This is a genomic window from Rhizobium sp. M10 (genome assembly GCF_002531955.1).
GTDB classification, from domain to species: domain Bacteria; phylum Pseudomonadota; class Alphaproteobacteria; order Rhizobiales; family Rhizobiaceae; genus Rhizobium; species Rhizobium etli_C.
The window spans coordinates 1-14,044 of record NZ_NWTA01000013.1; the positions used below are offsets into that span (position 1 = coordinate 1).

The 14,044-nt window shown below is 60.0% G+C and carries 11 protein-coding genes; 4 read left to right on the plus strand and 7 right to left on the minus strand.

All coding sequences use genetic code 11. The features are described from left to right. Positions 1-3,037 (minus strand): N,N-dimethylformamidase beta subunit family domain-containing protein (locus tag CO671_RS20650; RefSeq protein ID WP_245425011.1); only part of this gene is annotated, 3,037 nt, incomplete at its 3' end. A gap of 258 nt (positions 3,038-3,295) precedes the next feature. Between CO671_RS20650 and CO671_RS34270 the strand changes: the two genes are divergently transcribed. The 3 genes from CO671_RS34270 (at position 3,296) to CO671_RS20660 (ending at position 7,047) form a co-directional block, all read left to right on the plus strand. Continuing rightward, the gene (locus CO671_RS34270) at positions 3,296-3,541 is read left to right on the plus strand and encodes a hypothetical protein (RefSeq protein ID WP_245425012.1); all 246 of its coding nucleotides are present in this window, start codon (positions 3,296-3,298) and stop codon (positions 3,539-3,541) included. A gap of 601 nt (positions 3,542-4,142) precedes the next feature. Then, the gene (locus CO671_RS20655; RefSeq protein ID WP_097607496.1) at positions 4,143-5,459 is read left to right on the plus strand and encodes an exopolysaccharide biosynthesis protein; all 1,317 of its coding nucleotides are present in this window, start codon (positions 4,143-4,145) and stop codon (positions 5,457-5,459) included. A 79-nt stretch (positions 5,460-5,538) separates the two neighbouring features. Continuing rightward, on the plus strand, positions 5,539-7,047 hold the full coding sequence (locus CO671_RS20660) for an O-antigen translocase (RefSeq protein WP_097607497.1): 1,509 nt from the start codon (positions 5,539-5,541) through the stop codon (positions 7,045-7,047). A gap of 72 nt (positions 7,048-7,119) precedes the next feature. Here the strand turns inward: CO671_RS20660 and CO671_RS20665 are convergent, their stop codons facing one another. From CO671_RS20665 to CO671_RS20690, 6 genes are read right to left on the minus strand one after another with little or no spacing between them, the layout of a single operon-like run. Then, positions 7,120-8,337 (minus strand): DegT/DnrJ/EryC1/StrS family aminotransferase, encoded by a 1,218-nt coding sequence (locus CO671_RS20665; protein WP_097607498.1) that lies wholly within the window; start codon positions 8,335-8,337, stop codon positions 7,120-7,122. Next, positions 8,334-9,308, minus strand: coding sequence for an NAD-dependent epimerase/dehydratase family protein (locus CO671_RS20670; protein ID WP_064685170.1), 975 nt, complete (start codon positions 9,306-9,308; stop codon positions 8,334-8,336). The genes CO671_RS20665 and CO671_RS20670 overlap by 4 nt, the downstream gene beginning before the upstream one ends. Continuing rightward, positions 9,305-10,024, minus strand: a complete 720-nt coding sequence (locus tag CO671_RS20675; RefSeq protein WP_097607499.1) for an acyltransferase — start codon at positions 10,022-10,024, stop codon at positions 9,305-9,307. Before CO671_RS20675 ends, CO671_RS20670 begins: the two co-directional genes overlap by 4 nt. Then, positions 10,014-11,117, minus strand: coding sequence for a DegT/DnrJ/EryC1/StrS family aminotransferase (locus CO671_RS20680; RefSeq protein ID WP_010029995.1), 1,104 nt, complete (start codon positions 11,115-11,117; stop codon positions 10,014-10,016). The genes CO671_RS20675 and CO671_RS20680 overlap by 11 nt, the downstream gene beginning before the upstream one ends. Further along, positions 11,114-12,151 carry a Gfo/Idh/MocA family oxidoreductase gene (locus tag CO671_RS20685; RefSeq protein WP_064685173.1) on the minus strand — a complete coding sequence of 346 codons (1,038 nt, stop codon included), beginning with the start codon at positions 12,149-12,151 and terminating at the stop codon, positions 11,114-11,116. Before CO671_RS20685 ends, CO671_RS20680 begins: the two co-directional genes overlap by 4 nt. Beyond that, a complete protein-coding gene (locus CO671_RS20690; RefSeq protein WP_010028549.1) occupies positions 12,148-12,654 on the minus strand; it encodes an acyltransferase in 507 nt (168 codons plus the stop codon). Before CO671_RS20690 ends, CO671_RS20685 begins: the two co-directional genes overlap by 4 nt. A 556-nt stretch (positions 12,655-13,210) precedes the next feature. On the opposite strand from CO671_RS20690, the gene CO671_RS20695 reads away from it, so the two are divergent. Next, entirely contained in the window at positions 13,211-13,987 is a 777-nt protein-coding gene (locus tag CO671_RS20695; RefSeq protein ID WP_097607500.1) for a response regulator transcription factor, read from the plus strand. Positions 13,988-14,044: the final 57 nt, after the last annotated feature.

The following is a 14,044-nucleotide window of genomic DNA, read 5'->3' on the forward strand; positions in this document are numbered from 1 at the left end:
TGCTCTCGTTGATCGCATAGCTGTAGGCGCCCGATGCATTGAGCACGAGACTGCCATAGGTGCCGTTCAGCGCCGAACCGAGCGTGCCCGACGTCGCACCGAAGACCACCGCCGTAACGGTCTTGGTATCACCGGAATCCGGATCGGTGTCGTTGGTCAGCACGTTGCCGCTCGCAACCACACCGCCCGAACCATTGGCCACCCCGCCCTTCTCCGTCGCGTTCCCCGCATCGGCAACCGCCGTCGGCGCCCTGTTCGAGCTCGGCGTCGTGAACATCACATCGACCCAATAGTTTGTCGACTGGAAGGTGCTCGAGGGGAACAGGCTGTTGTTGCCATAGCGGTAGACGCCGTTGCCGCTGGCCGGCGCCGTCAACGGACCGCTGGTCACATTTGAGGTGAAGTAGTTGGTGGTCGTCGAATAGTGACCGGTATTCGTGTGGTAAGATGCAGTGTAGGTTTGTCCGGCCGTCAGTGACACCGGACTGGTGAAATAGGCAGTCTGCCAGCCGCTGGTGGTCTCGTTCGTGAAGGTGAGAGTCGCAAGCCGCGTGCCGGTGCTCGACCATAGTGAACCGGTATGCGTGCCGGTATCCTGGTCGCCCTTGTAGAAGCGAATGCCGGTGACGGTGCCTGCCACGGAGGTCTGGAATTTGACGCCGAGTTCGACGGCTGAGCTATCGTTGGTGTTGACGACCGCCGGCGTCGCCGAACCGAAGAGCGACGTGTAATTCGGCCCGCTGACGGTGACCGTGCGTCCCGCCGAAGGCGTTTCGAGATTGATGCTGTCGTCGACGGCCCGCGAACGGATCGTATAGCTGCCTGCCACTTGTGGCGACCAACTATAAGTCCAGTTCTCATCGCCTGTCGCCGGATGCCAGCTCGCTCCGTTGTCGGTCGAAACCTCGACACCGGCGATGACACCGCCGCCCGTGTCAGCCGCGGTACCCGAAATCGTGACGGTGGTTCCAACAGCCGCCGTGGCGGGCACCGTAATGACGGAGGTCGGCGCAACATTATCCGTGGAACCGGTTGAGGCGACGAGCCCGGATTGCAGTGTTCCCGGCTGAATGCCCATATCGGCGAGCAGATTGACCATTGCCTGCTGCACGCGCGGGTCCGTCGGCGTCGCCTGGAGGTCGTGATTGTCGCTCAGGCCCCAGGCCCAGTAGACGGTGCCGGCGCCGAACACCAGCGCGCCGCTCGGAGCGCGATAGAGTGTCAGATTATGGGTCGAGACGCCATTGCCGGTCGTGTTTCCGTAATCGAGCAAATAGGTGCTGACCGGAACCGTCGTCGATGACAGCTTTACGAGGCCGGCTGGATCGAAGCCGTTATCGACCGCTTCGTCCCACTCGTAACCAAGATAGTTCTTGGTGAGCGTCGCCGTCTGGCCGGGCTGAAGGTTGGCGACGCTCGTATTGCGCCAGAAACGCAGATTGGCGTCGTCATAGGGAATAGTAATCGCCTGAAGATTGTTGCCGACATCGTCGACCTTGAACAACTGCCCGGTCAGTGAGTTTTCCGGGTTTCCGCCGCCGATCGCAGGTGGGCTGAGACGCGGATCGCGGAAGGTGCCTGTCCATTCGTTGGAAGGGTCGATGCTGGCGCTGGGCGACCATGTCTCCTTGTAGGAGATCAGCGTGCGATAGGGCGTGGCGTCGGCGCTATAGGCATTGCCCCAGCGGGTGCGCCAATAGACCTCGTTGCCACTCCAGAACTGCAGGTTGACGCCCGCGTCGCGTGCGGCCTCGACATTGGCGCGTTGCTGGCCGGACCAATATTCGTCGTGCCCGGCATCGATATAGGTCTTGTGATTGAGCAACAGGCTGCCATAACGGTCGGCGTCGACACCGGACATGTACGAAACATCGTAGCCGTTCTGCTCCAGCCAGTAGATGCCCGCATATTCGGCGCCGAACAGATAGTCCTGCGGACCGGCAAAAGTGCCGACCCCGCCGCGGGTGGCAATCGGTCTGTTGTAGCTGACCGCATAAGCGCGACCAGCACCCTGCCCCGTCGCCGGCCCGTTGCCGCCATAGAAGTTTGCGCCGCCCCAACCGTTGTAGGCCTGCCAGGTTTGGTCGGCGGTCTGGAAGACGATGTCGCTTTGGCTGCTGTCGTCACGCACGATGAACGGGATATGATTTGAGCCGGAGGTGCCATCCTGACGCACGAGCTTGGCGATATAGACGCCCGAGACGGCATCCTCAGGTACGGTCCACGACGCCGAAACAGCCCAGTTCCCCGCGTCCACCGTGCCCGTGGTGGCATTGCGCAACGGATTGGGCTGGGTCTGCAAACCGGTGTGCTGCATGGTCGCGACCTTGCGGGCCCCCATGCCGCCATAATAGCCGAGCCGGTAGATATCGATCCGGTAGTTGGTGGAATTCGTGTTGATCTTGAAGCTGATCGTCTTGCCGTTGTCGACGCTGATATCGGTCGCGAACCCTTCGATGTTGGAGCTACCGGCACCGACGATGCCCCACTCGCTTTCCGGATTACCCGGCTTCTGATTTTCCAGGACGATCGCGTTGCTGGCCGCAGCGGCCGCGGCTGCCTGATTTTGTGTCGTCAGCGACCGCTGTGTCGTCGGTGACGTCGTCACCGAGCCGGAAAGGATGCCGACACCCTTCGTGGTGGTGCCCTTTCCGGTCTCACCGCCGCCCGGCAAGGATCCGTTCAAGGCCGTTGTTTCCGTCCAACTTGCCGTTCCGCGCCAGCCCGAGAGGGGCGACAGGTTTCGATCGAGAAGCGGGTCGCTGATCGAGGCGGCAATGGCCCGCTTGGCCGTCGACACAAAGTCCGGCCCTTCGGTCAGCTTGGTTCCCGGCAATTGCCCGTCCTGTTGGAGCATGGCGCCGCCATGCGCCCAATCGAGAATTCGCGTGGGGGACGTAAAGTAGCCGCACCCGCACACACCAAAGGGCATGCCGAACGCCAGTGAATTCGCTCCAGCATGCTGGGCGCTCGCCTGCGCTGACGGGCTCGATTCGAGAATGACGACGTTGCCCGACTGCGCACGCTCGCCCGCCACCGAAGCAGACTCGTGCCCCGAACCTGTCGGTGCGGGGCTTTGCGGCAGATACGGAGCCAGAGGATCGTCGCCGATGAGGTTCATTCCAGCGTAGGCGCGATAAGGCGGCGATTGATATCCGAATGCAACCCCGTTCGCCTTCACGTTGAAGCCTGCAAAACCCGGCGCATGGGCGAACAACCGCGACGCAACCGTGTCGCCTTGCCGGTCCCCCGTCTCGCCATTTGCTGCGAAAGCGTTGGACAAGGCCGGCAGTGGGTGAGCGATACTGTCCTGACCGTCCGGATCGGCGATCACGCCCGTCCGATGTTCAGCGTCGTGCTCGTTGAGCGCCGGCTTATTGTTGGGATCGTCGACGAGCGTGCCATCATACTTGTTTCCATCCGCTGTTTGCGAGGATGCCGCAAGTTGCGCACTATCCGCGCGCCTTTCGGCAGGCTTGCGTGGCTTTCCCTTTTCGCCGGCGGCCAACCACCGAGGAATCAACGAATCCACCAGGAGTGAGCGCGACGTCCACCGACGAGCGTTGCGATACATGGCCGGCACCTCTCGCGTGATTAACGGGACCGAATCTATAAGAATCGTTCGGCATGCGGCCCTGAATTGTAGTCGAAAAACACCCGGGTATGTCCTACGCCTTTCGCTCTACTGGCGGCATCCTTTGGGCAAACGGCCTCGCTTCCCGCTGAGGCGCTGGATCAGAGGCACCAGGGCGAAGTTCAGCGCGCCCTGTGCAGGCTCGAAGCCGCGGCAGTGGCGACGCCGCCGGTCATCATCCGGCAAAAACGACGATCCGAGCAGAAAGGCGCTGCCGGCAAGGTTGCGGCTCCTCAAAGCGAGCCCGCCTATTCCTGCGTGCAGAACCTGTTGATTTTCCCCGGTCTATAGCTTCGCGTCGCGCCGAGGATATATGTTTCTACCCAATTTAGCCTGAAGCACCTCCCCACCTCATCAATATTGATGTGGCAAAGCAAACGACCTCCACCTTCCTCAAGGCTTCGCCAGACTGCACACTGGCGATGCAGCGTCGGACTTCGCGTCCGGCGTTCGAACAGCGTTCAGGCATCGTATCAGCGTCCGTGTAAGAATGTTTTGCAGGCGAGCCATGTATATCAATCTTTCGCACCGCACCCCGCGCGCGTTCTTTCGCGCGACGTTCGTCATCAGTGCACTCGTCTTTCTTGCCGGAGCTGTACCGCCAGCTCTCGCCGACAGCTCCCCCTTGACTCCACAAACGAAGATCCGCCTGACGGTCGTGCAATGGATACCGTCCAAGGGCCAGTTTGAACGATGGGATGGGATTGGCGGCGAATATACGGTTTCGGATGCAGGCATAGTCTCCCTGCCCTTTCTAGGGTCGCTGGCGGTTGGAAATCTGGACAATGAGGGCCTCACCAACGAGATCGGCAAGCGCCTTCAGGCGAAGATGGGTCTGGCCCAGGCACCTGCCGTGACTATCGATATCCTCAACTATCCCTCCATTTACGTCGTCGGAGACGTGATGGCGCCGGGAGAATACAAGTTTCACTCCGGCTTGAGCGTCCTGCAATCGCTCGCCATGAGCGGCGGCCCGTTGCGGGCTGCGGCGCAGCAGCAATCGGAGACGATCAAGCTTGCCGGCGATCTGCGCGAAATCGACCACGCGCTGCTGCGCAGTGCGGCAAAGCTCGCGCGGCTGCAAGCGGAGATGACCGGCGCCAAGGAGATCGTCTTCGATCAACCGCCCGCTGCCGACCGGCAATATGCCGAGAGTATCTACCAGGAGGAGCGGGTCATTTTTCAGGCCCGTGCAAGCGCGCTGGACAAACAGTCGGTGGCCCTCGTCGAATTGCGCAATCTCTTGAACGCGGAAATCGAGACGCTGGAAGAAAAGCTGAAAGGCTCGGACGACAACATCCAGTCGGTCGAGGACCAGCTGACGAGCGTGAGGACGCTGGTCCAGAAGGGCCTGACGATCACCTCACGCCAGATGGATCTGGAACGATTGCTGACCACCTATCGCTCCGACCGGCTCGACCTCGTCACCGCCATCATGCGGGGTCGCCAGGCGATCAATGAGACGACGCGCAATCTCGAGGGACTTTCCGACAATCGCCGCAGCGACAACGCTTCCGAGGTGCAGGCGGAGAAGGCCAATCTCGATCAGCTCAAACTGAAGCGCGACACCACGCAACAACTGCTTCTCGAAGAAGTGTCGAACGGCGCGAGCGTAATGAACCGCAGCGACGAACTGCCGCTGACGTTCAGTGTCAGCCGGCGCCACAAGGGTGAGGTCAATCAGTTCCCGGCCTCCGAAACGACGGAACTGGCGCCGGGCGACGTGGTCAGGGTCACCCGGGCCCGCTTCGCCGATGCACCATCCAAAGACGACGCTGCGCTGCCTGTTCAGACAGAGGCGCATGTCAGTCAGGCAAGCCGGTGATCAGCGAAAAGCATGTGCTGCAATCGAGCCCGCGGCGGGCGATTGAACGTCGGCCCGGGGTAAACGGCTGGGGCTTTCGATGACGTTGAGGATGATCCCGCCCAGCAGCCCGACCTACACCCAGATCCTCAAATCGACGATGCTGATGGGTGGCTCTTCCCTCGTCAACGTTGCGCTCGGCATTATCAGAAACAAAGCCATGGCTGTCATGCTTGGGCCGGAAGGCGTGGGACTGATGGGCCTTTACGGGTCGATCCTCGACATCGCCCAGGCGATTGCCGGGCTCGGCGTGGGCAGCAGCGGCGTGCGCCAGATTGCCGAAGCTGCAGGCACCGATGACGCGGAAAGGATCGCACGATCGGCAACAGTGCTGAGGCGCATATCGATGGTGCTCGGACTGCTCGGTGCGCTCCTTCTCGCCGCCCTGGCATTTCCCGTCTCGAATTTCACTTTCGGCGACTACCAGCATGCCGGCGGCATTGCATTGCTGTCATTGGCAATCTTCTTTCGGCTGGTCTCTGCAGGGCAGACAGCACTGATCCAGGGCCTGCGGGGCATTGCCGATCTTGCCCGCATCAACGTGCTCGCCGGGTTTTTCGGCACGGCCGTCAGCATCCCGCTGATCTATCTGTTCGGCCTGCAGGCGATCGCCCCGTCCCTCGTGGTGATTGCGGCGGCTTCAATCCTTCCGACCTGGTGGTACAGCCGGCGGATCTCACCGCATCCCTCGCCAATGCCCACGCGCCAGTTCGGCCGGGAAGTGTCTGCACTGCTAAGGCTCGGATTCGTCTTCATGGCGAGCGGGCTCCTGACCTTCGGTGCGGCTTATGCCGTCCGCCTCATCGTGCTGAAGGAGGGCGGCGTCATGGCGGCTGGATTGTACCAGGCGGCGTGGGGCCTCGGCGGTCTCTATGCCGGCTTCATCCTGCAGGCGATGGGAACGGATTTTTATCCGCGCCTGACCGCGGCAGCCGACAACAATGCCGAATGCAATCGGCTGGTCAATGAACAGGCGGAAATCAGCATGCTGCTCGCTGGCCCCGGCCTGCTCGGAACGCTGACGCTCGCGCCGCTCATGATGAACCTGTTCTATTCGGCAGATTTTCATGGCGCAGTCGATCTTCTGCGCTGGATCTGCCTTGGCATGATGCTGCGGATTATTTCCTGGCCGATGGGTTTCATCGTCGTTGCCAAGCATACCCAGGCGATTTTCTTCTGGACGGAAGTTGCAGCGGCGGTCGTGCATGTCGGGCTTGCCTGGCTCTTGGTATCGCTGCTCGGCACCCAAGGGGCCGGCATGGCGTTTTTCGGCCTTTATGTCTGGCACAGCATCCTGATCTACGTGATCGTGCGGACACTGACCGGTTTTCGCTGGTCCGCCGCCAATCGCAGACACGCGCTGCTTTTCCTGCCCGCATCGGGACTGGTGTTCCTGATGTTCTCGATCGTGCCGCTCTGGCCGGCGACGATGATCGGCTTCGTCGCCGTCATTATCTGCGGGCTCTATTCGCTGCGTATGCTGATCGACCTGCTCCCGCCGGAGTCCGTGCCGGCAATCATCCGCGGCTGGATCACGAAATCCGCATAACGAGCAATGCGCGCATCCGCAGATACGCGCATTGTTGGTTATGCAGATTTATCGTGTCGGGCAAATGCCGGTTCAGGCGACTGCGACATCCATGGCACGTTGATCGCCGGCGGCTCCGACGGTCGCTTCCGCAAGGGCTGCGCGAAGTGCCTCAACAACCCGGTCCATGTCAGACGCCGTCATCTGGGCGTAAAGCGGCAGGATAATCGTTTGCTGCTGCGCAGATGTGCTTCGCGTCAGGCTCGTGGCAGCGCGGTGGGTGCGCTCACCGGAATAGGCTCCCTCCAGGTGAATGTTCATCACACCACGCCGGGTCGAGATGCCCTGGTCGAGCAGACTCTGCATGACGGCCCGCTGGTCGACCGTGTCGGACAACCTCACGCAGAAGCTCTGCCAGTTGCTCCGCGCCCAGCCCGGCTCGGCCGGCAGAGAAAGCCCTGAAATCGTCGACAGACGTTCGCAATATTGCTCAGCAAGCAGCCGGCGCTGGGCAACCAACTCCGGCAGCCGCCGCAGCTGCTCGCGTCCGACGGCGGCCTGAAGGTCGGTCATCCGGTAATTGTAGCCCAGCTCGTCATAATCCTCGAAAATCACCTGCTTCGAGCCGTGGCGGACGGCATCGGTGACGCTCATGCCATGCTGGCGCCACAGCCGGAATTTCCGGTCATATTCGGCATTGGCCGTGGTCAACATGCCGCCATCGCCCGTCGTGACGACCTTTCTCGGGTGGAAGGAGAAGCAGGCAATGTCGCCATGCGGCTTGCCGATCTTTTCCCAGCGGCCGTCCCAAAGGATTTCGCTTCCCGTCGCGCAGGCCGCATCTTCGATGACCGGGACCCCGTGGCGCTTGCCGATCTCGACGACAGGCCGCAGATCACAAGGCATCCCAAGCTGATGCACACACAGGATTGCCTTGGTGCGGGGCGTGATGGCCGTTTCGATCAGGCTGGGATCGATGTTGTAGCCATCGGCCTCGATGTCGACAAATACAGGCACCGCATTGCAATATCGAATGGCGTTCGCGGTTGCGATAAACGAATGGCTGACCGTGATGACCTCGTCGCCGGCGCTTACGCCGACCGCCATCAGGGCCAAATGCAGCGCAGTCGTGCAGTTGGATACGGCACAGGCGTGTGCCGCGCCGACAAAGGCTGAGAATTCACGCTCGAAAGCGGCGACTTCCGGCCCCTGGGTCACCCATCCCGATAGAATAACGCGGCGCGCAGCCTCAGCCTCTTCCTCTCCGAGCACGGGTTTGGCGACGGGGATTGTGGATAATGACGGGCTCATGCAGCTTGACCTCCGGCCGCAGCAGTCTTCGACTGCCACCACGCGACAAGGTCACGAAGCCCCTGCTCCATCGAGATTTCCGCCTTGAAGCCCAGAAGCCTTTCGGCCTTGCTGATATCAGCAAGACGACGGGTTACGCCATTGACCGCGCGCGCCTCTTTGTGTTGCGGCTCGAGTGAGGATCCCATGATGTCGCTCAACATCTGCGCGAGTTGCAGCAGGCTTATTTCCCGACCGCTCGCGACGTTGAACACCTCGTCGGTAACGTCACTCTTTGCCGCCAGCAGGTTTGCCCGGGCGATGTCGCGTGCATCGACGAAGTCCATCGTTTGGCTGCCGTCGCCATAGACAAGCGGCGGCATTCCGGCTGCTAGGCGTTCCATCCAGCGGATCAGCACTTCGGTGTAGGCGCCGTAAACGTCCATTCGTGGCCCGTAGACGTTGAAATAGCGCAGCGCGACATAGCGTAGGCCATACATGTCCGCGAAGCTGCGCAGCAATCCCTCGTTGAAGGTCTTTGCCGCGCCGTAGATCGTCCGGTTATTGTAGGGATGATGTTCTTCGGTCGTCGGAAAGCTTTCGGCAAGCCCCAGCACGGAGGCGGAAGAGGCCGCGACGACCTTCGAAACACCCGCCTTGACGGCAGCTTCGAGAACATTGAACGTTCCTTCGGCCAGGACTTCGAAAGCCAGTCGTGGCTCTTCGGCGCATTGGGTTATGCGGATGGCCGCCTGATGAAAGACGATATCGACGCCGTCGAAGGCTTTCGCCAGCAGTGCCCTGTCGCGGATATCTCCGTCGATGATGTTAAGGGGCGCGCTGCCTATTGCCGAGCTGAGATTGTCCCGGCGCCCGCGCACGAAATTGTCGAGGATGATGATCTCGCGAGGTTTTTCCAATGCGACAAGATCGGCAATATGCGAACCGATCAGACCGGCACCGCCGGTAATGAGCACCCGTTTATTTCTCATGATCTTTCCTCACGCGACATGTTCGTCATCGGATCATTCTCCGAACGCCAACGAATAAATTTTGCAGGCACTCCCGCGACAACCGAGAAGGGCTCGACGTCCGAGACGACGACTGCTCCCGCTCCAACGATCGCCCCCTTCCCGATCGTCACGCCGGGAAGGATGGTCGCATTCGTTCCGATATCGGCCTCCGCGCCGATGCGGACCGGCCTGATTTCAAGATCCGTGCGAATGATCGGGACATCGACCGGCAGTGCCGTGTGGGTCGATCCCAGCACCTTGGCGCCAGGTCCCCATCCGACGGAATCCTCGATCACCAGATCGCGGGCGTCGAAATAGGCCATCGGGCCGATCCAGACATTGTTGCCGATCCTGCAGGTTCCGTCGAAGCGTCCCTGGATATAGGCCTGGGCGCCGATGAATACGCCATCACCGATTTCGAATGTTTCCGGATGTTTGAAACCGGCGCCGCCAGCAACCTGCAATCCGGTGCCGCAGCTCCGCGCGATCGCCTGCCAGATTGCCTTTCGCATTAGGGTGTCGACAGGGCCGTCCCCGGTCGCAAAACGACCGTAGAGTTCGATCAGGCCGGCGCGCCCATATGATTGCCTGAGCTCTTCGACAAGCCCCGCTTGATAAGCCGGATCTGCCGGCCGCTCATGGCGACCGTGGACCGCCTGCACGATCCGGGCCCCGCCTGCATGACTAGCTGACATAGGCATACTCCAGGGCGGCCGCGACCTGGTCGATATGCCGCGATGGCATCTCGGGATAGATCGGCAAGGAGAGCACCTCGCGTGCCGCGGCTTCCGAGACGGGGAAATCGCCGGCCCGGTAACCAAGATCGGCATGAGCCTTCTGCAGATGAACGGGAATGGGGTAGTGTAATCCCGAGGGTATGCCCTCGGCGCTGAGCATACGCTGGAGTCCCTCGCGATCGGCGCTCCTGACGGCATAGACGTGGTAGACGTGACGCCGGTCGGCGGTTTCGGCGGGTAGCTTCAAATGCGCCAATCCGGCCAGCAGCGACGAATAACGGCGCGCATGAGCGCGGCGCGCCTCCGTCCAGTCCTCCAGGTGCCGGAGCTTCACGCGCAGGATGGCTCCTTGAATGGCGTCCATGCGATAGTTGAACCCCTTCAGAAGATGGTGATAGCGCTGTTCCTGACCCCAGTCGCGCAGCATACGCATCGTCTTGGCGTGGTCGTCGTTATCGGTGACCACCAGGCCTCCCTCGCCGCAGGCGCCGAGGTTCTTGCCCGGATAGAAGCTGAAACATCCCGATACGCCGATGCTGCCGGCACGCCGGCCCTTATATAGCGCTCCATGGGCCTGGCAGGCGTCTTCGATGACGGGGATGCCGTGGCGATCGGCAATCGCCTTGATCGCGTCCATATCGGCCATCTGACCGTAGAGGTGGACGGGGATGATGGCCTTGGTCCGCGAGGTTATCTTCGCCTCGATCTCAGCCGGATCCATTGTGAGCGTCACGGGCTCGACATCGACGAACACCGGCCGTGCGCCTGCGTAGCAGATTGCCGACACGGTCGCGACGAAGGTGAAGGGCACCGTGATGACTTCGTCGCCGGGGCCGATGCCTGCGGCAAGCAGAGCGAGATGCAGCGCGCTCGTCCCGGTGTTGACGGCTATTGCATGCTTGACGTCGCAATAGTCGGCGAATTCCTGCTCGAAGCGCAGAACCTCTTCGCCCAGCACGTATTGCCCGGAGGCGAGAACGCCAAGCACGGCGGCGTCGATCTCACCCTTGATCGATTGATATTGTGCCTTGATGTCGAGGAACGGGATCATGCAATAAGCCTCGCCTCTTCGAGCTCGATGATGCGACCGCGCTGAGCGAGCGACCGGCTTGCGGCTTCCAGGATGCGGACGACACGCAGGCCTGCCTGGCCATCCGTGATCGGCCGCGAATTCTGCTCGATGCAATCGACGAACTGATCCAGTTCGCGTTTCAACGCCTCTGTCATATCGAGCTTCGGCGCCCACATGTCGCCGCTGCGGTATCCCACCAGCATCTGATGGACCTTCTCGCCATATGCATCAGAGTTGGGGCACATGGTGATGCCCTTGTCGTAGACCTTGATCTTCTCGCTGGGCTCCAGATCGTCATAGACGATCATCTTATTGCTGCCGCCGATCAGCGTGCGGCGCACCTTGACGGGCGCCAGCCAATTGACGTGGATGTGGGCGATGAGCTTGCTTTCGAAGAAGAGCGTCAGATAGGCGATGTTCTCCGGTTCGCCGAGGACATGGCTCATTCCCGTCGCGGAAACCGCGACCGGCCTTTCCTGCAGGACATGGTCCAGGATGGACAGGTCGTGCACGGCGAGATCCCAGATGACGCTCACATCATGCTGGAACAGCCCCAGATTAACGCGAACCGAGTCATAGTAATACATGTCGCCCAAGCCGCTTTCGACCAGTTCGCGCATTTTGCGGACGGCGCCGGTGTGGACGAAGGTATGATCGACGGCGAGCACGAGGCGTCGCCGCGCTGCTTCTTCGACCATTCGCGAGGCTTCCTCCGTCGTCGATGCCATCGGCTTTTCGACGAAGACATGCTTTCCGGCCATCATAGCCTGCATTGCCAGCTTGAAATGGGTGGAGACCGGCGTCGCGATGGCGATCGCATCCACTCTCGGATCGCGCAGGACTTCTTCGAATTTGTCGGTGATCGTCACTGCTGGATAGCGGCTCTTCACCGCCGCCAGCCGTTCGACATTGAGATCGCAGACTGAAATGAGCTGTGCGCCGCCCGCCTCTGAAATATTGCGAACCAGGTTCGGGCCCCAATAGCCATATCCAACAACAGCAATGCCGATCATCGCATTCCTCCAAACGCTTGCATGTTTACTGACCGGTCATGCACGTGACCGGTGATCCTGGCCGGAACGCCGGCAACTATTGCGCCGTCAGGCACGTCCTTCGTCACAACAGCGCCGGCGCCGACTTGGGCGGCCTCTCCGATGGTCACGCCAGGCAGAATGGTGGCGTTGCTGCCGATCGACGCGTGGCGCTTGACCAGCGTGGGAATGACGACCCAGTCGGCTTCGGTCTGCAGGCTGCCGTCCGCATTGACGGCACGCGGGTAAGTGTCATTGGTGAACATCACGCCGTGGCCGATAAAAACGCCGTCCTCCAGCGTCACTCCTTCGCAGAGGAAGGAATGGCTGGAGATTTTGCAGTCTTTTCCGACGGTGACGTTCTTCTGGATTTCAACGAAGGTGCCGATGCGCGTTCCCGCGCCAATCGTGCAGCCGTAGAGATTCACAAGATCTCGATGGTGAATAACGCAGCTGTCATCCAGCTTGACGTTCGATGCAATCATCCCGGCTCGTCCCCTACTCAAACAGGCCCTGATCTGGAAACCGGTCACAATCGTATGAATGCGCAAGATTTCATTTCAACAGAGCAAATATTTCTCTGCCTCCAAAGAGAATTGTTTTCGCCCTCTTAGTAAAGAAACAATACGTCGAAGCTTATTCACCAAAAGGCGTATATGCTTACGAAAATCGGATGACGAGGATCGCGAACGTCTATGGCCATCGCTCGACAGCAGCGGCCGTCCGCCAGTGGCCGATCCTGCCCCTACATCAAACACGGGGCATTGATTGGCTATGTTTGGCGAGCTTCATTGAATATATATAGTAATGTCACAAACCGACATGCAAATTGCTTAGAAATATATTGATCAGTTTCAAAAGTTGATCTATTGATAGCCAATCATGGAACAAAGGTGCAGGCGTAACCACTATTAATTAGTGTGACAACCCCAGAACTGTGGTAATAAATTAGCACTTTTGTTAACCAAACTCTCCTTTCTGCGAGGGGAGTTAAATGTTCGACTTTGTGTACGCGTGGAAAAAGACTAGGAGGATAAGGCGTTGGATTCAATAAACATAAACCATAGGCAGGAAAATATAACACTTCCCCTAGAAATAGAAAACGGTTCGGCGGTGCTTGTCCGACCGGGCAGTCCGAAGCACTCCCTTGTCATTCTCGACAGGAGGGAACTTGATCGGCATTGCCTTGCGCAATGCATGGCCGCCCACACGGAAGACTTCCAGATTCTGGCGTTCGGATCGATTGAGGAGTGGAAGCAGAAGCGCGAAGAATATCCTCCGCTTTCGGCAATCCTCTTGAATGTCGGCGGAAAGATGGTAGACGAGCCTGCCGTTTCGGAGCAGATCAAGAGCCTTTCCTCCGAATTTGTCTCGACGCCGGTCATCATACTGTCTGATAGTGACGATTTCGCCCAGATCGTCAGGGCGATCGACTGCGGAGCCAAAGGCTACATACCGGCCTCCGTCAGCATTAGCGTTTGCATGGAACTGATCGCGCTATCGGTAGCAGGTGGACTTTTTGTGCCCGCAAGCGCGCTGTTCGCCATGCGTCACCTGCTGCAGTCGAGCAGCTCGACAGCCCAGCCGCTGGCTGGGATCTTCACAGATCGTCAGGCCGAAGTCGTCGCAGCCCTGCGGCGCGGCAAGGCGAACAAGATCATTGCCTATGAGCTCAATCTGCGAGAAAGCACCGTCAAGGTGCATGTCCGCAACATCATGAAAAAGGTCAAGGCAACCAACAGAACGGAAGTTGTATTCAAGCTCAACGACTTGTTCCAGGATGGTATGTCTGGCATGAGCGCAAAGACGTTATGCTGATACCAACAGCAGGGAATATCTTCGTAACTTGCAAGCTGTTACTGCCCAACTCACCCG